This window comes from Piscinibacterium candidicorallinum, assembly GCF_047549485.1.
In the GTDB taxonomy this organism is placed as follows: domain Bacteria; phylum Pseudomonadota; class Gammaproteobacteria; order Burkholderiales; family Burkholderiaceae_C; genus Piscinibacterium; species Piscinibacterium candidicorallinum.
The window spans coordinates 1,271,943-1,291,655 of the sequence record NZ_CP180191.1 but is presented as its reverse complement, the minus strand read 5'-3'; the positions used below and the strand labels follow the sequence as shown (position 1 = coordinate 1,291,655).

Below are 19,713 nucleotides of genomic sequence, written 5' to 3'. Positions count from 1 at the left end.
ACGGGCGGCGGAGGGCGTAATGCCGCGCTAGATCGGCGCGCGCATGGCGTCCACATAGGCCAGGGTCATGACCAGCCCCTGCGCACTCAGGATCAGCTCGCGCGGCGTGCCGTTGAGCGCGCTGTTGTGGCTGCGCATCCAGTCGATGCGGCGCTCGTCCTCATTGCCCACCAGTGCGTCCAGCGAGCGGTACAGGCGCACCAGCAGCAGGGCGAGCTCGCCTTCCTTGCTCTGCGGGTCCAGCCCGCGCTCGCCGCGCATCAGGCGCGAGATGGTCGCCTCACTCGTGCCCAAAGTGCGGGCCAGCGCCGCACCGCTCAGGCCCAGCAGTTGGGCGGCGCGCGCGGTGGCCTTGCCCAGCACCTGAGCAGCGTCTGCGCCGTCCGCGACGGGTAACGCGTGGGCAACGGGGCGCTTGAGGGAATGAATCGTGGCCATGGGGTGGCGGCTTTCGAGGCATGTGCCGCCTGCTTTGGACCGTGCTTGGGTCATTCAGGCGGCAAAACGGGGGACGGTGTAAACCAGGTTCCGGCGTTGCATGAAGGCTTTCACATGGAACTATAGGTAATGATTGTTTCCAATGCAAGCAGAATCGCTGAAACCGCGCTCTGGACAAGCGGCCCCCTTCTTTCAATATTGGCGCTCCGGAAGGCCTCTGCCGCCGCTTACACGGTGCGCAGGCTTGGAACTGCCCCGGTTCAGGGCCGTCAGGCGACGACCGCGCCGTTGTGCGGCGGCGCAGCCCGGGTCGGACGGAGGCTTCGGCCGCCTCTGGCGGGAGATGTGCGGCGGAGCGTCATGCAGACTCGCTTCGCGCCGGCGCATCGAGAACGCACCTGGCCGCTGGCTTCACAGCCATCCACCTTCGCAAGGGCCCGGCCGCTGGCCTGCACGCTGCACCCGTCAGGCCGCAGTCTGTCGCTCTGATACCGCGACCCGGATATCCAGCACAGCCGCGCGCTGCTACAACCCTTCGCTGCTGAGGGCTCGGCGTACGGTCGGGCCACGGCAAGACCAAGAACACTCCACCGCAGCCTCCATGACCTCATCCGCCTTTGCCCGTACCGGGAAAGCCGCCGCCCTGACCCTGGGCGTTCTGTTCAGCGGCACCCTGGGCAGCGCCCTCACCGGCGCCGCCCTGCTCGCGCCCACCCCGGCGCTTGCGCAATCCAACCCAGCCCCAGCCACCGCACCGCTGGGCTACTACCGCTGGCCGGCCCTCCACGGCAACACGGTGGTGTTCACGGCCGAGGGCGATCTCTGGCGCACCAGCACCAGCGGCGGCACCGCCATGCGCCTGACGACGCACTCCGGCATTGAGTCGCGCGCTGCGATCTCGCCGGACGGCCGCTGGGTGGCCTACACCGCCGCCATCGAAGGCGCACCCGAGGTGTACGTGATGCCGATCGACGGCGGCCAGCCCAAGCGACTCACCTTCGAAGGCGAGAGCGCCTGGGTGGTGGGCTGGACGCCGGCCGGCGACGTGCTCTACAGCACGGCTCGCTACAGCGGTCAGCCGGCACGGCAGCTCGTCACTATCAACCCGCAAAGCCTTGCGCGCACCCTGCTGCCCGTGTGGCGCAGCACGCACGGCGTGATGGACGAGCGCGGCCAGCTCTTCTTTGTCACCGGCGGCCTGCAGTCCGACAACACGCGCCGCTACCGTGGCGGCGCCATGGCGCAGATCTGGCGCCTGGACACGCGCAGCAAGGCCGAAGCCGTGCCACTCACACGCACGCCCCAGGGCAACAACGCGCAAGTGATGCTCAACGGAAATGAGCTGGTGTTTGTGAGCGACCGCAGCGGCACGCGCAACTTCTGGCGCATGCGTGCAGACGGTTCGCAGCCGCAGCAGATCACCCGCTTCGACAAGGACGACTTCGACATCCGCCAGGCGCAGATCCACAACGGCCGTGTGGTCTACACCCAGGGCGCCGACATCAGGCTGCTGGACCTCGGCAGCGGGCGCGACACGAAGCTGGACATCCGCCTGGTCACGGACTTCGAGCAGGCGCGCGAGCGCTGGGTGCGCACGGCACTGACCAACAACTTCAGCGGCGTGTCGCTCTCGCCCAATGGCGAGCGCATCGTCATCACCGCGCGTGGCCGCGCCGTGGTGGCCGGCACGGGTGATCTACGGCGCATCGATCTGCCCCTGCAAAGCGGCACCCGCACGCGCGCCGCCGTGTTCACGCCGGACAGCCGCAACGTCTACGTGCTCAACGACGTCAGCGGCGAGACTGAAATCCTGCGCCTGCCAGCCAACGGTCTCGGTGAGCCTGTGGCTGTGACTAAGGGCGCCAGTGTCACGCGTACAGGCATGACGCCCTCGCCCGATGGCAAGTGGCTGGTGCACACGGACATCGAACATCGCCTGTGGCTCACCAATCTGAGCGACAACAGCACGGTGCAGATCGACAAGGCCCCGTCGGCCTACGGCGAGATGGTCTGGGCGCCTGACTCAAGCGCACTGGCATTCACGCGCGCAATCTCCAATCGCCGCGGCAACGACGTGCTGTTCATGATGCGCGTCAGTGACCGCAAGCCCGTGCAGCTCACGAGCGATCGCTACACCGCCGATGGCCTGGCCTTCACGCCGGACAACCGCTGGCTGTACTTCCTGTCCGACCGCACGCTCAACGCCACCAACGGCTCGCCCTGGGGCTCGCGCAACATGGGCCCGCTGTTCGAAAAGCGTGACCGTGTCTACGCCCTTGCCCTGCAGACGGGCCAGCGCTTCCCCTTCCTGGGGCGCGATGAGCTGAGCGATGGCGGCGATGCGCCCGCCGCCGCGCCGGCCACTACGCCTGCACCAGCTGCTTCGGCCCCGCCAGCCACGCCGCCCACAGCGGCCGCCGGCAGCACCGGCACGCCGCCCGCCACCCCGGCGCCTGCACCCGCCGCTGCACCGGCCACGGCGGGTCCCAACGCCCCACCACGGACCTTCCCCATCGAGTGGGACGGCCTGGACAAGCGTCTCTACGAAGTGCCGCTGGCCGCACTGCCCGCGGGGAACTACCGCAGCCTCAAGACGGATGGCCGACGCCTGTACTTCATCGAGACCGAGAGCGCTGGTGGCCCGGGCGGTGCACGCGGCACGCTCAAGAGCATCGCGATCGACAGCAACGCGACGCCGGCAGAAACCCACAGCACCGATGTCGCCACCGTCCAAATTTCGGCCAACGGCCGCAAGATGCTGGTGGTGCGCCAGACAGGCGGCGGTGGCGGTGGTGGCCCAGGCGGTGGGGGTGCACGCGAGTTCTTCATCTACGACACGGGCGCCCGCCCGCCGCAGGGCCCGGAGGCGGCCCGCGCCGCCGTGCGTGTGGGTGACTGGCAGATCAAGGTCAACCCGCGCGACGACTGGAAGCAGATGTTTGCTGACGCCTGGCGTCTGCACCGCGACTACTTCTACGACCCCAACATGCACGGCCATGACTGGAAGGCCATCCGCGCCAAGTACGAGCCCCTGCTGCCCCGCGTGAGCGAGCGCACTGAGCTCGGTGACCTGATGGCGCAGATGGTGGCCGAGATCAACGCCCTGCACAGCCAGGTGGGCTCCGGCAGCGAAGTCCGCAGTGGTGATGAACTGAGTATCAGTACTGCTGGTTTGGGCGCAGACTTCAGCAAGGTGGCCGATGGTCTGCGGATTGACCGCATCTACGCCGGCGAGCCGGAGTTGCCCGGCGAGCGCGGCCCGCTGGCCCAGCCGGGGCGGGACTTTGCCGTGGGCGACGTGATCACCGCCATCAACGGCCAGCCGGCGCGCAATGCGGCCGAACTGGGTGAGCTGCTGCGCAATCAGGCGGGCAAGCAGGTGCTGCTGAGTTACAAGCGCGGCTCGATCACGCGCCAGGCCGTGGTGGTGCCCGTGAACCCTGCGCGCGAACGCAACCTGCGCTACACCGACTGGGAAGTGCGCAACCGCCAGAAAGTCGAACAAGCCAGCGAGGGCAAGTTCGGCTACATCCATCTGCGCGCCATGACCTCGCCGGACGTGGGTGCCTTTGCGCGCGAGTTCTACAGCGTGTTTGATCGCGAGGGTCTGATCATCGATGTACGCGGCAATGACGGCGGCAACATCGACTCGATCATCATCGAGAAGCTGATGCGCCGTGCCTGGGCCTACTGGCAAAGCCGGCGCGGCGACGGCGGCGGCTACAACATGCAGGCCGCCTTCCGCGGGCAGCTGGTCGTGCTGATCGACGAGAACACCTACAGCGACGGTGAGACCTTCTCCGAAGGCATCAAGCGCCTGGGCATGGGCACACTGATCGGCAAGCAGACGGCTGGCGCCGGCGTGTGGCTGACCAACGCCACCGGCTTGATGGATGGCGGCATCATGCGCGCCGCGGAGTTCGGCCAGTACGGACTGGACGGCCAGTGGCTGATCGAAGGCATCGGCGTGGTGCCGGACATCGAAGTGGACATGCCGCCACGCGCGAGCTTTGACGGCGCAGACGCCCAGCTGGATGCCGGCATTGCCCATCTGCGCAAGCTCACCGCAGAAAAGCCGCTGCGCGAGCCACGGCAGCCGGCCTTCCCCAAGCGCTGAACTCAAGCCGATTCGGCCGCAAAGCGGGGCGGTTCGTCCGCCCCGCTTTGTTTTGGTCGCGCGCGTCTTCGCAGACGCGGTTCGATCTCTAGCCTCCAGGTACAGCGCGAGTTCAACGCGCCGTCACCAGGCACGAACAGCCAATGGAGGCACGACATGCTCGAATGGGATGATCTGCTCGCCCGCCTTGCCACGCCCTTCTTCTGGGTGTTGCGCGCCGTCTGGTTCCTGGGCTGGGACGTGGGCGTGCGCGGCATCGGCTGGTGGGTCGGCTGGCACGTGCTGCGCATGCTGACGCTGGGCCGCTACCCGAGCACCACCCTCCAGGATCAGGACGGCGCCAGCTGGGGCGAATGGTTGCTTGTGGAGCTGTTCGGCCTGGCGCTGATCGGCGCCACGCTCGCGCTGCTGTGGGGCCGGATCTACTGATGGATGCGGCCGCGCCGGTGCAGCCACATGGGCACTTCATCGCTGGTGATCTGCACTTCATCACACCCAGCTCGCGGATCAGGCACGGCGTCCTTACAGTCAAGCCAGAGCCTTTGCTTCGGCAGACTCGCTCCCCAATCGAAAGCACCTGATCATGAGCACCCTCTTCTGGTTGATCGCTTGGCTGATCCTGTTCGTCGTGGCCTGGCCGCTCGCGCTGCTTGCACTCGTGCTGTGGCCGATCGTGTGGCTGCTCCTGCTGCCCTTCCGGCTGCTGGGTATTGCCGTCAGCGGCGTCTTCGCGTTTCTGAGCGCGCTCGTGCATCTGCCGGCGCGAGTGCTGGGCTGGCGCCCCAAGGCGCAATGAAGGCACGGTGGATCGAGCTGCATTTCTCGATCCGTCTGAGCGCAACAAGACGTAGCAGGGCTTGCTGCATGTGAGCCGCGCTTGGCGCGCCGCGCAGCAGCGCCTAGGGTTCGGGCTTTCCGCGGGTGCTTCGGCACCCGCCTTCGTTTGTTGAGCCGCTTGACGACGAGCGCCCACGCATTGGAGAGCCGCCATGAAGCACGACCCCATGCCCACCTTCGGGCGATCTACCCTGAGCTTTCGCAGCAAGCCGCGTGGCCGAATGCGCGCACTGGTTGCATCGACCGTGCTGCTCGCGGCGATCGTCCTGGGTGCGCTGGCATGGATTCGCAGCAATCAACCGATCGAAGCAGCGGCCACAGGCGCTGCCAAACCGCAAGTGCCGGAAGCAGCCCAGCCTGCAGAGCCGAAGATGGTGACGGAGCCAGTGGTCAAGACGCCGGGCCAAGCGTCACCCGCGAAGTGACTGCGCTGTCTTGTGGTGCATTCTTGCCGCGCCGTCCGGGGCGCTTTGTCATGACAGATGGCAGCGGCGGATCAGTGCGCCAGCGGGCGCCCAGGCTGAAGCACTTTCCACTGCACCATGCGCCGGGCCACGAGCAGCCCGATCGCGAGCAAAGCAGCACACAGCGCAAGCCGCGTGGCGCCTGCCAACGCAAACTCCTTCGTCATCACAGGCAGCAGCGAACCGAGGCAAACGGTCGCCAGCAGCGCCGGTGAGTTGCGCTCCCAGCGCTGCTCGACCACCGCGGCGCAGCGTTCACAGGCTGCAAAGCCGTAGAGATGGCTCGTGAGAAAGCTCATCTCGGGAATGCCGCGTTGCTTGCAGTGCGGGCAGATCAGCATTGCTTGGCCTTTCGCTGCGCTCGGTGCCAATCGAGCACTCTCGTGGGACGTCGGTTGAGACTCAAGCCTACAGCCGCAGCTTGATCGGCGTCACGCCTGCTACCTCTTCAAGCTGCGTGCTGACGGCGTCGCGCTGCGCCCGGGACTCGAAGGGGCCGACGCGCACGCGGTGCAGACCGTCGAGCTGCAGGATCTCGGACTTGACGCCCTCGGGCAGCTTGAGCGCACGCACCTTGGCAAACAGGGCCCACGCATTCTTCTCGTCGGCGAACGCCCCGAGTTGCAGATACATCGCCCGTCTGCCGGCTGCGGCAGGCCGCGGTGAAGGCCCGCTACCCGCTGGTGCGGTCGCCTTGGCGGCGGGGGCTTCGGCACGGGCTGCGGGCCGCGGCTCGGCCGTGGAAGCCGGCGTGGCGCTCGGCGTGGCCGGTGTCGGCGCGATTTTGGCCGCAGGCGCGCCGGGCGCGGCAACTGCGGCAGCGGGGATACGCGCGGGCGCAGCGGCAACAGCCGGCGCAGCATTGGATGCAGGGCTCGCCACGGGCGGCGGAGCCGACGCAGCGGCGGGTGCAGCCACCGGGCGTACAGGACTGGGCACCGCCGCAGCAGCTGCCGCAATTGGCGCAGCCGCCGCGGACTTGGCGGGTACCGAGCGATCGACAACTTGCGCCGGCGCAGGGGTGGCCGGAGGAGCAGCTGCAGGCGCAAGCGCCACGCTCGCGTTCGCGCTTGCGGCAGGCGCAGGGCCCGGTACTGCGGCAGGTGCAGTCAATGCCGGCGCCGGGCCCGGCGCAGTATCCATGCGCACCAGCAATGCAGTCGGTCGGTCCGGGTTCAGCCCGAGTGCGGCGCCCACGCCGGCGGAATACACCATGCCCGCGCCACTGCCCGCCAGACCGCCGGCCGTACGCGCGCGAACTGTGCGCCCTGAGTCAATCGCCGTGACGACCACGGGCACGCCCGCGGGCCAGTTTCCATAGCGCACCCAGTGTTGCGCATCGCGCTGCCCGTCCGGCGACAGCGTGGCCATGGCCATCTGGGGTTCGATGCTCGCGGCCGCGACCTGCCCGCTGGCCTGGCGCGTAGCCTGCGCCTGTGCAGGGCCGACTTGCGCCAGACCGCCTAGCGCAGCAAGCCACGTGACCGCCCTGACGCCGCCGGCAAGCCACCGTGCTGCAGCGAAGCCGTGATGATCGTCATCAAGCGCGGTAGGCGTACGAGACATGGGCGGGTGGGTGGATGTGCTTTGAGGCGTGCGCACTCATCGAGGCACGCGGCTTGAGGCTTCGCGCACCATACGGTGAGCCTGCATCCTGCCGCAAGCAGCAGCGGCTTGGACGCACCTCGCAGCGGCGGGCGCGCCACATTCCGTGCGCTCGCAGCGCACTGGCGGCGAAAAAAGACCACCGCTGCCCATGCAGGGGTGGTCGTCAATCACATCGGCTGTGCGCAATGCCGTTGATGCGAATCCGTCTTGAGGCGATCGGAACCGGTTGCGGGCGGGCGAAGGCTTCGCCCGCGGCTTAGCTGGCGATGCCGAGCAGCGCGTTGCGCGTAGCGGGGCGGATCCTGGGGCCGAGCCAGACCTTCATCATCATCGGGAAGAAGCTGTCACCGACAATCGGTTCGGCCAGGCGCTCGGTGCCATTCAGGCGGAACTCGGTGCTCTTGGTAGCCGGGTTGTAGTCGATGGTGACCACGCTGCCCTTGGGCAGGCTGCGGCGGGTGCCGAACACGCCGCCCAGGCCGGCGAGCTGCATCACATTGCTTTCGATTTCCTGCTGCGTGGCGTTCTGCCGGATGCGGTCGATCAGTGCGCTGGACAGGTCGCGCGCAGACAGTTCACGCAGCGCGACGAGGGTGATGCGTTTGGCGCCGGGCATCACAAACGCGGCTTCCGGCGTAGTGGCCTTGCTGGGCAGATAGAGCGCCACGGCCGTGGCCTTCACCGACAGAATGTTCGAGCCGCCGGCGCCATTCAGCGCAAGGCGCTGGCCGCCGACCTGGGCGGTCACCGGAAAGTCAAAACCTTCCACGGTGACGGTGTCGATATTGGCGGACTTTGCGGCGTCGGCCTTGGTGTCTGCCGCCTTGGCCGGCGCGGACTGGGCGAATGCGACGTTAACCAGCAGCAGTCCGGCACTGACCACCAGCGCGGAGCCGGCAGCGGCTGCCATGCGCAGGGAGCGGGGAGTATTCATGATCACGAGTCTTTCAGGCCGGCGGCGGATGGCGCAGCCGGCGGTTCAGGCGGGCGGCGTGCGGCACGGGCTTGTGGCCCGGCTGCACGCAGCGCGCGCGGTCTTGATGGAGATGCGGCTTACTGGTCCAGGCGGAAGTTGGCGCGCAGCCAGAACACGGTGCCCTGCGGGCGGTTCTGCACGGCGAACTCACGCAGCACCTTGAAGTCCACGAAGACGCGGCCGTCTTCGCTCGTCCAGCTGCCCACCGGCCCGAGGCCGTAGGCACGCACCAGGCCGCAGTTGTTGGCCGGGCGCGTGGCCAAAGCCTGCGGCGTGTCCGCGGCGCAGCGGTCATGCGTGGTCTGGATGTTGGCGAAGCCCTGGGCGCCGAGCTTCCAGCTGTCGGAGAGCTTGTAGTGGACGGAGTAGTCCGCCGCGAAGTACTCGCCGCTCTTGTTGTTGGTGTCCTTGTTCTTGGTGTTGAACGAGTAGGTCGCGCGCACGCCCATCTCGATGCCGCCGTCGAACACGTAGGAACCCACGGCCAGCGGGCGGAAGGTCCAGAAGTTGCCGGTGCCGGTATTCACCGGGCGCTTGGGGTCGTAGTCGCCCGTGGGCGCCACCACGCCCAGGCCGAAGGCATAGCGATAGGTGTCGGTCTGCCAGTCGATATAGGGCATGACTTCCATGTCGCCCAGACCGGACTGCTTGCCCGAAGCGCGCGCCGCCAGCGGGTTCACCTGCGCCTGCACCGAGGCCACGGCGGCCGGCGAGACGCTCGCGTCCGCACCGCGGGCTGTCAGACGCACCTGCTGGTCAATCTGCACCAGCGGCAGCGCGGCAGAAATGCCGAACTTGCCCTCACCAAAGCGGGTGTCGGTCAGCCAGGTCAGGCGCGGCACAAAGGCCGTGGCGTCCAGCTTGCCGCCGCGCTCGATGAGCACGGTGCCCAGCGGTGTGGCCTGGCTGGTGACCGGGTTCTTGCCATTGGCGTCCTTGAATGTGTCGGCGCTGTACTGCTGCAGCCAGAACTGGCCGTACAGGCCAGGGAACTGCGGCGAGGAGATCTCGGCGCCCGCAGCGCCATTCAATGCACGGACCTGGCCACGTTCGGTGGCGTGGGCAGCGCCGGTGGCGGACAGCGCGAGGGTGAGAGCGATAGCAATTTTTTTCATATTGTGAAGAGCGTGCTTGATAGATGAACTGTTCGCAGAACGGCGCGCATTGTGAAGACTTAAGCAATCGCAGTCGATGGATTATGTAGTTAGAACGCCCACCCTAAGAGGCTTGATTCACGATTCGTCAACGCACGAAATTCGTCCATGCGGCCTGACGCATCCATGAGCGCACCGAGGCTGCAGCAGCGCCAAGCGGAGTTTCGGCCGCGAGCCTGCTCAGGACGCATAGCCCACAGTCACCGGGATGCCATCGCCGTGGCGACCCGCGGCAGGACCGTGTAGCCCGCACAACCGCGCCATGTACAGAGGCGGTCTCGACGGATTCCGGACGGCATGAACTCGGGGCCATACGGGCTTTGCCGAGCGCAGCGCCCGCAGGGTTATCGTTCATTATCAGCCACTCAGAATTGAGTCATTGATCTGCTCAAGAATCCCGAATGACAAGCGGAAAACTGCATTTATTGAATAGAAAATGTGTTGATTTCAGCCAAGAATTCGCTGACCATTCCCGCTGGCAGCGCCACACCCTGCCCGCCAACCGCCGCCGGCTGCACAGAACCGGCATCCGATGCCGAAGCCTGGTGCAGTTCCGTTGACTGGATGCCTGCACCAACGTCGAAAACGCCGTTCGCGCGAGAATCAACGCCCGCCCTCACCGCCCCCCGCTCGCGAAATCGCATGGGCCATCACACCGAGCCACCGGCCAGCACCTGCAATGCGGTCGCCAGCACCCTGGAGCAGGCCATGACCCTGCTGATCCTGCTGGCCGGCGCCTGGATCGTCATGACCACCCCGGCCTTCACCATCGGCATGCTCGTCGCCTTCCAGATGTTTGCCGGCAAGCTCAGCCAGCCGGTGATGCGTCTGACGGGTCTCTGGACCCAGTTCCAGCAGGCCAGCCTGGCCGTCAAGCGCCTGGGCGATCTGATGAACGCCCCCACCGAGCCCTACAGCCTTACCCCCAGCCGCCAGGCCGCAGGCATGGGCCGGATTGAGGTGCAAGCCATTGCCTTTCGCTATGGCGATGACTGCCCCTTCCTCTACAAAAACCTGAGTCTCACCGTAGAACCCGGCACCACCGTGGCCATCATGGGGCCGAGCGGCACCGGCAAGAGCACCTTGGCCAAGCTGCTGCAGGGCTTCTACCTGCCGACCGAAGGCAGCATCCGCATCGACGGCATCGATATCCGCCACTTGGCTGCCAACGAGCTGCGCAGCCTGTTCGGCGTGGTACCGCAGGAAACAGTGCTCTTCAGCGGCACCGTCTACGAGAACCTGCAGATGGCCAACCCCCAGGCCACCTTCGAAGAGATCGTGCAGGCCTGCCAGATGGCCGAGATCCACGGCGTGATCGAACAACTGCCCCAGGGCTACCAGACCGAGATTGGCGAGCGCGGCGCGGGGCTTTCAGGCGGGCAGAAGCAGCGGATTGCCATTGCCCGCGCGTTGCTCAAGCGCCCCAAGGTGCTGATCTTTGATGAGGCCACCAGCAACCTGGATCAGGCTACCGCTGAATCTTTCGCAAGCACCGTCAACGCGCTCAAGGGCAAGGTGACCATGCTGTTCATTACCCACGGGCTGCCGAAGGCGATGCAGGTCGATCACGTCGTATCTCTTGGCCCACATTCTGTCTAGTAAGGATCGCGAAATGACCAGCACCCAAACCGAATGCATCCACGGCCCCCTGTATAGCTGCGCGGGCGATGACATCCTGTGTGGGAGCGTGGGCCGAGACTTCTTGGGCGGAGGGGCGGGCAATGACCGCATTCGGGGCTCGGGTGGTGGCACGGTCTACGCGCTCAACTTCGAGGAGCCTGTGGCCATCGAGCTGCCTGCAGACGTCTTCAGCCGGGGCAACGGCTGGGCCGTGGGTCGGCAAACCGACGCCCAGGGCCAGTCGAGCTACTACTCGGTCAGCAACTGGTTCAACCGGCTGAGTACGCGCGACAGCGGCAATGTGATCGACGGTGTGGCGGGTGACGATCTGATCCGATCGGGCACGGGCGATGACTTGGTCCATGGCGGTGCAGACCACGAAGACATCATGGGGATGCAGGGCGCTGTGAGCTCACGCCAAGTTGGCCGAAATCAAATGAGAAATCCTGCTCATAAGCAGGATTTCCGCTTTCTGAATGGACTTCTTCGGCCAATGGTCGATCATGATAAACGCGGCCGAAAACGACTGATTATTGGGTCAAGATTAGATGCACAACCTTGCCGAACTCACCAACAACCAACGCAAGACCACTCACACGGAGTCAGCGCATGAACACAGCAGAGTTGAAGCAGGCACGGTGGGTCACCGTGAAGAAGGTGCTGTTTTGGGCGACGGTTCCCGTTCTAGTGGTGATATTCCTCACTTGGCGTTGGTATGACGCTCGATACCCGTCATGGGAAGAGGAGGTTCGGCTTTCGGATGGGCGCGTTATTACTATCAAGCAGAAGCACGATTATATAAAAAACTATGGAACTCGACAGAGCTGGGTGACTTTTTCTCTGCCTGAGATGGGGGGTAAGCAGACTTGGCGAAGTTATTTAATTCCCATGGTTATTGATGTCGCTGATGGTAAGGTGTACGCAATTGGAGCGCCGAGAGGGCCAAGCAACTATAACATTTACGATAGTCCACGATATTTTTTGGTGGCATTTGAATGGAACAATGGATTCCAGCGAATTCCTTTTTTATCGGTCCCTCCTGCGTTGCGAGAGACAGCTAATGTCTTGCGCTGCCTACCGCCGCTCTCGCACAGGCCCGTGACGATTGCTGACAAAGCGAAGCAGTGGTGCGACCCAGTGTTTAGTGATCTCGATGCGCGAGTTATTGATGAACGCCGATTTAAGACGTTGTCTGATAAGTATGCAGGCAACGGATCGAGACGCAGCGAATAATTTCAACGATTTAAAGAGAATTGAATATTGCGTAGTATTCAAAGTTTCTTGACGGTATTTGGAGTAAGTCATGATTATGAAAGAAGAATATGCGGCGTTGGCGGCGCATGTTTACAACGATCAGCGGGGCGGCGGAGAGAATGTTCTAGATGCCCCCAATCGTTTGGTTGAGCCTATTGGATGGACAGAGTTAATCAGAACTCCGCAAGGCTTCCCCCAGCAAGAACAGTTCGACGCTGACGTTGGTAATCTGAGTTTAGGAGAAATAGGGTCAGACACGATTAATCTGGGGCGTTGCATGATTTCTCCGCTCCACACTCCCTCGCGAACCACCCATGGCCCGCCTTCCCCGTTACTTCATCCCCGGCTGCCCGCAGCACATCATCCTGCGAGGCAACAATCGCCAAGCGATTTTTGCTGCCGAAGCTGATCTGAGGTTCTGGCGTGACTGCGTGGTCGAGGCAGCCGCGCGGTTTGGCCTGGCGATACACGCGTACGTTTGGATGACGAACCACGTCCACCTGCTGGCCTCGCCCGGCGATGCGCAGAGCTTGCCCAAGACGCTGCAATCGGCCGGGCGGCGCTATGTGCAGTACTTCAATTCCACCTATGGTCGCACCGGTACGCTGTTTGAAGGCCGCTATCGCGCCACGGTGGTGGACAGCGAGCGGTACCTTCTGACCTGCATGCGCTACATCGAAGACAACCCGGTGCGCGCGGCAATGGTCGCGCAGCCCGCGGACTACCCGTGGTCCAGCCACGGCGCGAACGCCTCAGGCGCACGCGGTGAGAACGCAGACTGGGCGCGCCCCATGCCGTGTACGACGCGCTGGGCACTGATGCATCGACCCGCCAGCGCGCTTACCGGGCGCTATGGCTCAGCGATCTGGACGACGCGGCGCTGAACATGATCCGATCGAGTACACACAAGGGTTGGGCGCTGGGGGATTCGCGCTTTGCGCGAGAGGTCGAGGCACTGGCGCAGCGCAGGGCGGCCTCGCTCGGGCGGGGTCGACCTCGGAAAGACCCGGGGTCAGAGGATGAACTTAATCGTGTCTGACCCCATTTCTTTGCCTTGACTTAAGGAAGGCCATGAAGCGACATCCAGCTACTGATATTCCTGAGCCTATACCAGCTTTTTCTTGGCGAGGCGCATTGAACCCACCGTTTCTAATCCTGCTCCTCTGCGCAACCGCAATTCCACTACTAGCACCCGTTGATGTCCTGGAGAGGAGTGCTGTGCTCACTACGTTCAGCGAGATGGTCAGAGAGGCCATTCTCAAAATCAACCCGAGTTGGGACATCGCAACGCATGCTAATTCGACGCGCTACCCTCAGATGGCACTATTAGCTAACGCCTTCTTTGTTATTGCATTTTATCTGGCGGTAGCGATTAGCTGCACCCTTGAGCTCACTCAAAACTATAATATTGCACGAGCTCGACGTGCTGCAATGAATACCCATGTAAATGGAGGGGCGCTATTTGGTGCGGTAATTTTAACGATATTTGCGTTGATTTCTCCGATGATTCTTACCGGGATGCAAGGGGATCCTTCTTGGGTTGCAGGGTTAACTACAAATAACCGTATCGGCTACTCGATGGTGCTAGGTCCCATCATGTTTTCTTTGGCGTTTGTGGTGGGTCAGGCAGCAAGCTACATGAGATTTTTTTACGATACAAAGAGAGGTGAAAAAAATGCCTGATTACCAGACCCTCGTTGAGAGCGAGCTGAAGAAGTTTGATACCCTTTATGACACCGCAGGCGTTGTGGGGCAGAAATGGGGTCAGACACGATTAATCTGCTCACAGGGGTTGGGCGCTGGTGGATTCGCGCTTTGCGCAAGAAGTCGACGCACTCGCGCAGCGCAGGGCGGCCTCGCTCGGGCGGGAAAGACCTCGGAAAGAACCGTTGCCAGAGGGTGAACTTAATCGTGCTGAACCCTTTTCCTTTGTGCTATCTCGCTTGTCAGTCGAGCTTGTGCTTGGGTGTGCTGCCATCCTTGGGTCCGTGTACTGATGAGAATTAACCAACTTGTTTTTGAGGAATTACTCGGCATGAATCTCAGAAATGAGCACCAGCCTTCGACTCTATATTTCATTAAGGAATGGAAAATAGCCATACCAATCATGTTAGCCGCCGGCTTTGCGGCGGCAGCCCCACCTGACATCCTGCGCGAGGCAGCCGGAGTTCGGGCTTTGTGTGAGTCCTTGACGGGACTTTTTCCATCTATCAGAAGCTATGTTAAAAATTCCGCCTTCCCAGACGTTGCTCAAGTATATTTTGCATTTATGTTGCTTCATGCACCCATGCACATTCCATATCTGAGGTCGTTAGCACAGCGAGACTACAGACGTGCGGCCGAAACCAAATGGCAAGGCGCAGGACTGCTAAAGCAGATGTTCTTTGTACTTGTTTTGTGCGTCGGCGCGCCAGCTATGGCGTACTTTGCCCTATTCGTTAATCCAGGAATGGACCTTCGATGGATGCCTGTTAACTCTGAGCGCTGGGCGCTAGCGGTGTTTGGCTGGCTGCTTGCAGGATTTATGGCGGTTGCGCTGCTGGTTTACGCGCTAGAAGGTGCGCTGGCTCTACGAGAGCATTTTCGCAGATCGCAATGAGTATTTTATTCGGTTGATTTTCACTTCTAGAGAAATGTAGAGAAATAGGGTCAGACACGATTAATCTAGGGCGTTGCATGATTTCTCCGCCCCACGTTCCCTAGCGAACCCCCCATGGCCCGCCTGCCCCGTTACTTCATCCCCGGCTGCCCGCAGCACATCATCCTGCGAGGCAACAATCGCCAAGCGATTTTTGCTGCCGACGCCGATCTGAGGTTCTGGCGTGACTGCGTGGTGGAGGCGGCCGCGCGGTTTGGCCTGGCGATACACGCATACGTTTGGATGACGAACCACGTCCACCTGCTGGCCTCGCCCGGCGATGCGCAGAGCTTGCCCAAGACGCTGCAATCGGCCGGGCGGCGCTATGTGCAGTACTTCAATTCCACCTATGGTCGCACCGGTACGCTGTTTGAAGGCCGCTATCGCGCCACGGTGGTGGACAGCGAGCGGTACCTTCTGACCTGCATGCGCTACATCGAAGACAACCCAGTGCGCGCGGCAATGGTCGCGCAGCCCGCGGACTATCCGTGGTCCAGCCACGGCGCGAACGCCTCAGGCGCACGCGGTGAGAACGCAGACTGGGTCGCGCCGCATGCCGTGTACGACGCGCTGGGCACCGATGCATCGACTCGCCAGTGCGCTTACCGGGCGCTATGGCTCAGCGATCTGGACGACGCGGCGCTGAACATGATCCGATCGAGTACTCACAGGGGTTGGGCGCTGGGGGATTCGCGCTTTGCGCAAGAAGTCGAGGTACTGGCGCAGCGCAGGGCGGCCTCGCTCGGGCGGGGTCGACCTCGGAAAGAACCGGGGTCAGCGGGTGAACTTAATCGTGTCTGACCCCTTTTCCTCTTTTCCTTCATAAACATATACATCGGGAGTTCTTGATGACGACTGCAGAACCTGCACTGCCGCCGCTCACGCCTGAGCAAATCGAGGGCTTGCGCTACCAGAAAGCCGGGCCGTGGCGCTTTGCGCTAGCAACGTGGTTCGTACCGCCCGTAATTGTTTGCCTAATCGCGATCTTTGCACCTAGCGACATTCTTCGCACCTCCCCAGTTCTCGCCGCGTTTTGCAATTGGATGGTTCAACTGTTTCCCTTCCTAGATCTCCACGCGTCTAGCAGTGATTTCCCGGAAGTAACGCTTTTCGTTAAGTGCCTCTCCTTTGCAATGCAACCGCTAATGTGGCTAACCGGCTTCTGGTATCCATGGCTTCAAAGACGCTTGATCGTTATCAGAGTGAAGCTCGGTTTAGTTAAACAAGTCCCGCTATGGATGCCTGCTTTTCTCGTGTTCGTTGCAGTTCCTTTGATTGTTTCCGATTATTTAATCGCTGGGGACCCTTCGTTTGCTAAAGGATTAACTACTGCAAGTCGGCTCGGGCTCGGTCTGGGTGAGGCCAGTGGTTTGTGGGTGCACGGCCTCGCTTCTGGCGGAATATTTATCTATTTCTACGTGCGAATTCATATAAAGAGCTGAACGAAAAAGGGGTAACGAAAGAAAGGGGGCAGACACGATTACGTTCATCCGCTGACACCAGCTCTATCCACGGCCTTTCCCATCTGAGCGAGACCGCTCTGCGCTGCGCGAGCGGCAAAACGGCATCAAGTCCGAGGGCGCGACCCGCAGCGCACACTGCGCCCCCACGAGCCCGCGCACCTTACCCACTTTTCGATTGATAAACGGCGCCAAGAGCGACTGTTTTTCAACTGAAATTTGATAATCAATTTTCAGCCAAGATCCGCACCAGACATGCGGAAACCGACCTTTTTGTAGGCATGAATTTTGTGATGCATCTGACGCCAGACAGCGAGCGGTGACTCAGGCACAGTCCAACAGATCGAAGTGATAGGTCTGGCGGCCGTATTCGGGCGGTGAGACGGTGCTTTGGCGGCCGCGGCTGATCCAGGGCACCGGCCGCTGGAAGTTCGGGCCGTCGTACACGAAGGTGTGGAATTCGCCGTTTTCGCCGCAGGCGTCCACAGTTGCGGGCAGGCGGGCGAGAAAGTGCGAATCGAACTCGCAGCCCACGAATCCTTCGTCCAGAAAGCGGCCGTCCACGCAGACCACGCGGGCCTTGAAGCCGGCGGCGAGAAACTCGTCCACCAGTGCGCGGCGGCCTTGGCCCCAGAGGGGCAGATGGGCGCGCAGCGCGGCGCGGGCGCAGACCTTCTCCTCCCAGTCGCGGTGCGGCTGCAGGTCGATGTCGCCAAACACCACGTCTGTAATGCCCTGCGCGGCGAGGGCCTGCAGCCGGGCCACGAACTGCGCCTCGTAGTCCGCCCAGGTGGCCGAGATGCTGTGGTGCGCCAGCCCGAGGCAGCGCGCCTGCTCGGCCAGCAGAGCGCGGCTCACACCGTGGGAGCGGGCGCGCTGGCCGGTTTCTTCGAGCGCAGTAAGCAGGGCTGTGACGGTGGGCAGTTCGCCTGCAGCCGCCAGGCGCTGGGCGCGCCAGAGGGCGAGGGTGGAGTCCTTGCCGCCGCTGTAGGAAATGAGGGTGCTCATGGCGTGTCCGTGAAGCCGCGCAGGTGCAGGCGCTCAGGCGCGGGGGTGATTGGCGGCGTGCAGCTGCTTGAGCCGCTCGCGCGCCACATGGGTGTAGATCTGGGTGGTGGTGATGTCTGCATGGCCGAGCAGCAGCTGCACCACGCGCAAGTCGGCACCGTGATTGAGCAGGTGGGTGGCAAAGGCATGGCGCAGCGTGTGCGGTGAGAGCGGTGCATTCACGCCACCGACCACGGCGTACTTCTTGATCAGGTTCCAGAACATCTGCCGCGTCATCGGCCCACCGCGGGCGGTGACGAACAGGGCGTCGCTCACCTGGCCGTCCAGAATCGCAGCACGGCCCTCGCGCAGGTAGCGCTCCAGCCAGTCCCGCGCGGCCAGACCGAAGGGCACCAGGCGCTCCTTGCTGCCCTTGCCCATCACGCGCAAGACGCCATCGTTCAGCGCCACCTGAATCAATGTCACGCCCACCAGCTCGCTCACGCGCAGGCCGCTGGCATACATCAGCTCGAGCATGGCGCGGTCGCGCAGGCCCAGCGGCGTATCGGTGTTTGGCGCGGCCAGCAGCGCCTCGACCTGCGCCTCGGTCAGGGTCTTGGGGATGCGTGGCGCGCGCTTGGCTGTCGGAATGCGCAACGTGGGGTCGGCGGCGACGAGGCGCTCGCGCAGCGCCCAGGCAAAGAAGCGGCGCAGCGTGGCCAGGCGGCGGTTGCTGGTGCTTGCGCGCGTGCCGGGTGCGGCAGCAGCGAACCAGCTGTAGAGATCGGCTTCGGCGGCGGCGTCGAGCGCGCGTCCTGTGCCGCGCAGATGCCTCGCCAGCCCGCCCAGATCGCCGCGATAGGCCGCCAGCGTGTTGCCGGCCAGTCCGTGCTCCAGCCAGAGCGCATCGGCGAACCGGTCGATCAACGCGGCGTCATCGGCATGCAGCGGCGCAGCGGGCGCCCGGGGTTCTTTCATGGGCGGGATGCTAGCGCGCGGCTTGATGCGCCGATGGCGCATGCCGAAAAAGCAAACGGCCCGGCGTGAACCGGGCCGTCTTGCCACGCCTCGCGGCTGCTTACTGCTGGTCGAGCTTGATGCCCTGGCGCTTCACGAGCGCAGCCATCTTGTCCATTTCCTTCTTGATCTCGGCGGCGAACTGCTCCGGCGTGTTGCCCAACGGCTCGGCACCGGCCTCACGCAGGCGCTTGGCCAGATCCGGGTTGCTCACGGCCTGCTTCACGGCTGCCTGAACTCGGTTGATGATGTCGCGCGAGGTGCCCGCGGGCGCCACGATGCCGTACCACGCCGGATCGTTCATCTCCTTGAGGCCCAGTTCGCCGTAGGTCGGCACATTGGGCAGCTGCGGCAGGCGCTTGTCCCAGGCAATGGCCAGGGGGCGCAGCTTGCCGGCCTGGATGTGCGGCATGGAGCTGGGCAGGTTGTCGAGCATCACTTCCACCTGGCCGGCCAGGGTGTCATTGAGCGCCGGGCCGCTGCCGCGGTAGGGAATGTGCAGCATGAACGTACCCGTGGACACCTTGAACTGCTCGCCCATCATGTGGGCAATGCCGCAGGTGCCGCTGGTGGCAAAGGAGTACTTGGCCGGATTCTTCTTCAGCAGATCGATGAATTCCTTCATGTTCTGCGCCGGCACCTTGGGGTGCACCACGATCACGTTGGCCGTGTGCGCCATGTTGCTCACAGGCGCGAAGTCCTTGAGGGGGTTGTAGGCCAGCTTCGGGTTGCAGGCCGGGTTCACGGCATGCGTGGAGACGGTGGCCACGCCGAAGGTGAAGCCGTCCGGTGCAGCCTTGGCCACTTCCGTGGCGCCGATGGAACCACCGCCGCCGCCTCGGTTCTCGATCACCACGTTCGCGCCAAGGATCTTGCCGACTTCTGGCATGACCAGGCGGGTGACGATGTCGGTGGTGCCGCCCGGCGGGAAGGGCACGATCACGCGGATGGGCTTGCCGGCGGGCCATGCGCCCTGGGCGCTAGCACCGAAGCTGAGCAGCGAGGCCGAGAGCGCCAGCGCCATGGCAGCCAGCTTGCGGGGGTGTGTCATCTGGGGTCTCCTTGTGGGTATGAATGCTTGGCCCGGTTGCGATCCCCTCGGGCCGGCAGCGCTGCGAGTGTGAATGCAGCGACAGGCGCTGA

The 19,713-nt window shown here is 63.6% G+C and carries 21 protein-coding genes; 12 read left to right on the top strand and 9 right to left on the bottom strand.

What is annotated here, in order from left to right; translation table 11 throughout:
* Positions 1-27 precede the first annotated feature (27 nt).
* On the bottom strand, positions 28-438 hold the full coding sequence (locus tag ACMDW7_RS05805; RefSeq protein WP_377302459.1) for an antitoxin Xre/MbcA/ParS toxin-binding domain-containing protein: 411 nt from the start codon (positions 436-438) through the stop codon (positions 28-30).
* A gap of 601 nt (positions 439-1,039) precedes the next feature.
* Between ACMDW7_RS05805 and ACMDW7_RS05800 the strand changes: the two genes are divergently transcribed.
* From ACMDW7_RS05800 to ACMDW7_RS05785, 4 genes are all read left to right on the top strand, one after another.
* Positions 1,040-4,555: a S41 family peptidase gene (locus ACMDW7_RS05800; protein WP_377302461.1), complete on the top strand. Its 3,516-nt coding sequence runs from the start codon at positions 1,040-1,042 to the stop codon at positions 4,553-4,555.
* Positions 4,556-4,711: 156 nt separating this feature from the next.
* Positions 4,712-4,984 (top strand): hypothetical protein, encoded by a 273-nt coding sequence (locus tag ACMDW7_RS05795; RefSeq protein ID WP_377302463.1) that lies wholly within the window; start codon positions 4,712-4,714, stop codon positions 4,982-4,984.
* Between the two features lie 154 nt (positions 4,985-5,138).
* On the top strand, positions 5,139-5,351 hold the full coding sequence (locus tag ACMDW7_RS05790; protein WP_377302465.1) for a hypothetical protein: 213 nt from the start codon (positions 5,139-5,141) through the stop codon (positions 5,349-5,351).
* 193 nt (positions 5,352-5,544) lie between these two features.
* The gene (locus tag ACMDW7_RS05785) at positions 5,545-5,817 is read left to right on the top strand and encodes a hypothetical protein (RefSeq protein WP_377302467.1); all 273 of its coding nucleotides are present in this window, start codon (positions 5,545-5,547) and stop codon (positions 5,815-5,817) included.
* A 71-nt stretch (positions 5,818-5,888) separates the two neighbouring features.
* On the opposite strand, the gene ACMDW7_RS05780 is transcribed toward ACMDW7_RS05785, so the two are convergent.
* From ACMDW7_RS05780 to ACMDW7_RS05760, 5 genes are all read right to left on the bottom strand, one after another.
* Positions 5,889-6,197: a hypothetical protein gene (locus tag ACMDW7_RS05780; RefSeq protein WP_414859627.1), complete on the bottom strand. Its 309-nt coding sequence runs from the start codon at positions 6,195-6,197 to the stop codon at positions 5,889-5,891.
* A 67-nt stretch (positions 6,198-6,264) separates the two neighbouring features.
* Complete coding sequence (locus ACMDW7_RS05775; protein WP_377302471.1) at positions 6,265-7,422, bottom strand: SPOR domain-containing protein; 1,158 nt, start codon at positions 7,420-7,422, stop codon at positions 6,265-6,267.
* 298 nt (positions 7,423-7,720) lie between these two features.
* Positions 7,721-8,398: a chalcone isomerase family protein gene (locus ACMDW7_RS05770; RefSeq protein WP_377302473.1), complete on the bottom strand. Its 678-nt coding sequence runs from the start codon at positions 8,396-8,398 to the stop codon at positions 7,721-7,723.
* A gap of 119 nt (positions 8,399-8,517) precedes the next feature.
* Entirely contained in the window at positions 8,518-9,555 is a 1,038-nt protein-coding gene (locus ACMDW7_RS05765) for a transporter (RefSeq protein ID WP_377302475.1), read from the bottom strand.
* Between the two features lie 461 nt (positions 9,556-10,016).
* The gene (locus ACMDW7_RS05760) at positions 10,017-10,238 is read right to left on the bottom strand and encodes a hypothetical protein (RefSeq protein ID WP_377302479.1); all 222 of its coding nucleotides are present in this window, start codon (positions 10,236-10,238) and stop codon (positions 10,017-10,019) included.
* On the opposite strand from ACMDW7_RS05760, the gene ACMDW7_RS05755 reads away from it, so the two are divergent.
* The 8 genes from ACMDW7_RS05755 to ACMDW7_RS05720 all read left to right on the top strand — a co-directional run bounded on the left by ACMDW7_RS05755 (position 10,237) and on the right by ACMDW7_RS05720 (position 16,548).
* Positions 10,237-11,193, top strand: a complete 957-nt coding sequence (locus tag ACMDW7_RS05755; RefSeq protein WP_414859626.1) for a peptidase domain-containing ABC transporter — start codon at positions 10,237-10,239, stop codon at positions 11,191-11,193. The two genes, ACMDW7_RS05760 and ACMDW7_RS05755, sit on opposite strands and share 2 nt — an antisense overlap.
* 13 nt (positions 11,194-11,206) lie before the next feature.
* Positions 11,207-11,827 carry a hypothetical protein gene (locus ACMDW7_RS05750; RefSeq protein WP_377305079.1) on the top strand — a complete coding sequence of 207 codons (621 nt, stop codon included), beginning with the start codon at positions 11,207-11,209 and terminating at the stop codon, positions 11,825-11,827.
* Positions 11,824-12,447: a hypothetical protein gene (locus ACMDW7_RS05745; protein WP_377305077.1), complete on the top strand. Its 624-nt coding sequence runs from the start codon at positions 11,824-11,826 to the stop codon at positions 12,445-12,447. The genes ACMDW7_RS05750 and ACMDW7_RS05745 overlap by 4 nt, the downstream gene beginning before the upstream one ends.
* A gap of 335 nt (positions 12,448-12,782) precedes the next feature.
* The gene (locus ACMDW7_RS05740; RefSeq protein ID WP_414859625.1) at positions 12,783-13,352 is read left to right on the top strand and encodes a transposase; all 570 of its coding nucleotides are present in this window, start codon (positions 12,783-12,785) and stop codon (positions 13,350-13,352) included.
* A 334-nt stretch (positions 13,353-13,686) separates the two neighbouring features.
* Positions 13,687-14,151 (top strand): hypothetical protein, encoded by a 465-nt coding sequence (locus ACMDW7_RS05735; RefSeq protein WP_377304290.1) that lies wholly within the window; start codon positions 13,687-13,689, stop codon positions 14,149-14,151.
* 313 nt (positions 14,152-14,464) lie between these two features.
* The gene (locus ACMDW7_RS05730; protein ID WP_377304292.1) at positions 14,465-15,067 is read left to right on the top strand and encodes a hypothetical protein; all 603 of its coding nucleotides are present in this window, start codon (positions 14,465-14,467) and stop codon (positions 15,065-15,067) included.
* A 114-nt stretch (positions 15,068-15,181) separates the two neighbouring features.
* Complete coding sequence (locus ACMDW7_RS05725; RefSeq protein WP_414859624.1) at positions 15,182-15,907, top strand: transposase; 726 nt, start codon at positions 15,182-15,184, stop codon at positions 15,905-15,907.
* A 47-nt stretch (positions 15,908-15,954) separates the two neighbouring features.
* Positions 15,955-16,548: a hypothetical protein gene (locus ACMDW7_RS05720; RefSeq protein ID WP_377300377.1), complete on the top strand. Its 594-nt coding sequence runs from the start codon at positions 15,955-15,957 to the stop codon at positions 16,546-16,548.
* 342 nt (positions 16,549-16,890) lie between these two features.
* Here ACMDW7_RS05720 and ACMDW7_RS05715 read toward each other — a convergent pair whose 3' ends face one another.
* The 3 genes from ACMDW7_RS05715 to ACMDW7_RS05705 form a co-directional block, all read right to left on the bottom strand.
* Positions 16,891-17,574 carry a diphthine--ammonia ligase gene (locus tag ACMDW7_RS05715; RefSeq protein WP_377300378.1) on the bottom strand — a complete coding sequence of 228 codons (684 nt, stop codon included), beginning with the start codon at positions 17,572-17,574 and terminating at the stop codon, positions 16,891-16,893.
* Between the two features lie 33 nt (positions 17,575-17,607).
* Positions 17,608-18,531 carry a site-specific tyrosine recombinase XerD gene (xerD, locus tag ACMDW7_RS05710; protein ID WP_377300379.1) on the bottom strand — a complete coding sequence of 308 codons (924 nt, stop codon included), beginning with the start codon at positions 18,529-18,531 and terminating at the stop codon, positions 17,608-17,610.
* Between the two features lie 100 nt (positions 18,532-18,631).
* Positions 18,632-19,621: a tripartite tricarboxylate transporter substrate binding protein BugE gene (locus ACMDW7_RS05705; RefSeq protein ID WP_377300380.1), complete on the bottom strand. Its 990-nt coding sequence runs from the start codon at positions 19,619-19,621 to the stop codon at positions 18,632-18,634.
* Between the last annotated feature and the right edge of the window lie 92 nt (positions 19,622-19,713).

Excerpts from the sequence above, each read along its gene's own strand:
- ACMDW7_RS05805 (WP_377302459.1), bottom strand. The coding sequence starts at position 438 with ATGGCCACGATTCATTCCCTCAAGCGCCCCGTTGCCCACGCGTTACCC.
- ACMDW7_RS05800 (WP_377302461.1), top strand. The coding sequence starts at position 1,040 with ATGACCTCATCCGCCTTTGCCCGTACCGGGAAAGCCGCCGCCCTGACC.
- ACMDW7_RS05795 (WP_377302463.1), top strand. The coding sequence starts at position 4,712 with ATGCTCGAATGGGATGATCTGCTCGCCCGCCTTGCCACGCCCTTCTTC.
- ACMDW7_RS05790 (WP_377302465.1), top strand. The coding sequence starts at position 5,139 with ATGAGCACCCTCTTCTGGTTGATCGCTTGGCTGATCCTGTTCGTCGTG.
- ACMDW7_RS05785 (WP_377302467.1), top strand. The coding sequence starts at position 5,545 with ATGAAGCACGACCCCATGCCCACCTTCGGGCGATCTACCCTGAGCTTT.
- ACMDW7_RS05780 (WP_414859627.1), bottom strand. The coding sequence starts at position 6,197 with ATGCTGATCTGCCCGCACTGCAAGCAACGCGGCATTCCCGAGATGAGC.
- ACMDW7_RS05775 (WP_377302471.1), bottom strand. The coding sequence starts at position 7,422 with ATGTCTCGTACGCCTACCGCGCTTGATGACGATCATCACGGCTTCGCT.
- ACMDW7_RS05770 (WP_377302473.1), bottom strand. The coding sequence starts at position 8,398 with ATGAATACTCCCCGCTCCCTGCGCATGGCAGCCGCTGCCGGCTCCGCG.
- ACMDW7_RS05765 (WP_377302475.1), bottom strand. The coding sequence starts at position 9,555 with ATGAAAAAAATTGCTATCGCTCTCACCCTCGCGCTGTCCGCCACCGGC.
- ACMDW7_RS05755 (WP_414859626.1), top strand. The coding sequence starts at position 10,237 with ATGGGCCATCACACCGAGCCACCGGCCAGCACCTGCAATGCGGTCGCC.
- ACMDW7_RS05760 (WP_377302479.1), bottom strand. The coding sequence starts at position 10,238 with ATGCGATTTCGCGAGCGGGGGGCGGTGAGGGCGGGCGTTGATTCTCGC.
- ACMDW7_RS05750 (WP_377305079.1), top strand. The coding sequence starts at position 11,207 with ATGACCAGCACCCAAACCGAATGCATCCACGGCCCCCTGTATAGCTGC.
- ACMDW7_RS05745 (WP_377305077.1), top strand. The coding sequence starts at position 11,824 with ATGAACACAGCAGAGTTGAAGCAGGCACGGTGGGTCACCGTGAAGAAG.
- ACMDW7_RS05740 (WP_414859625.1), top strand. The coding sequence starts at position 12,783 with ATGGCCCGCCTTCCCCGTTACTTCATCCCCGGCTGCCCGCAGCACATC.
- ACMDW7_RS05730 (WP_377304292.1), top strand. The coding sequence starts at position 14,465 with ATGAGAATTAACCAACTTGTTTTTGAGGAATTACTCGGCATGAATCTC.
- ACMDW7_RS05725 (WP_414859624.1), top strand. The coding sequence starts at position 15,182 with ATGGCCCGCCTGCCCCGTTACTTCATCCCCGGCTGCCCGCAGCACATC.
- ACMDW7_RS05720 (WP_377300377.1), top strand. The coding sequence starts at position 15,955 with ATGACGACTGCAGAACCTGCACTGCCGCCGCTCACGCCTGAGCAAATC.
- ACMDW7_RS05715 (WP_377300378.1), bottom strand. The coding sequence starts at position 17,574 with ATGAGCACCCTCATTTCCTACAGCGGCGGCAAGGACTCCACCCTCGCC.
- xerD (WP_377300379.1), bottom strand. The coding sequence starts at position 18,531 with ATGAAAGAACCCCGGGCGCCCGCTGCGCCGCTGCATGCCGATGACGCC.
- ACMDW7_RS05705 (WP_377300380.1), bottom strand. The coding sequence starts at position 19,621 with ATGACACACCCCCGCAAGCTGGCTGCCATGGCGCTGGCGCTCTCGGCC.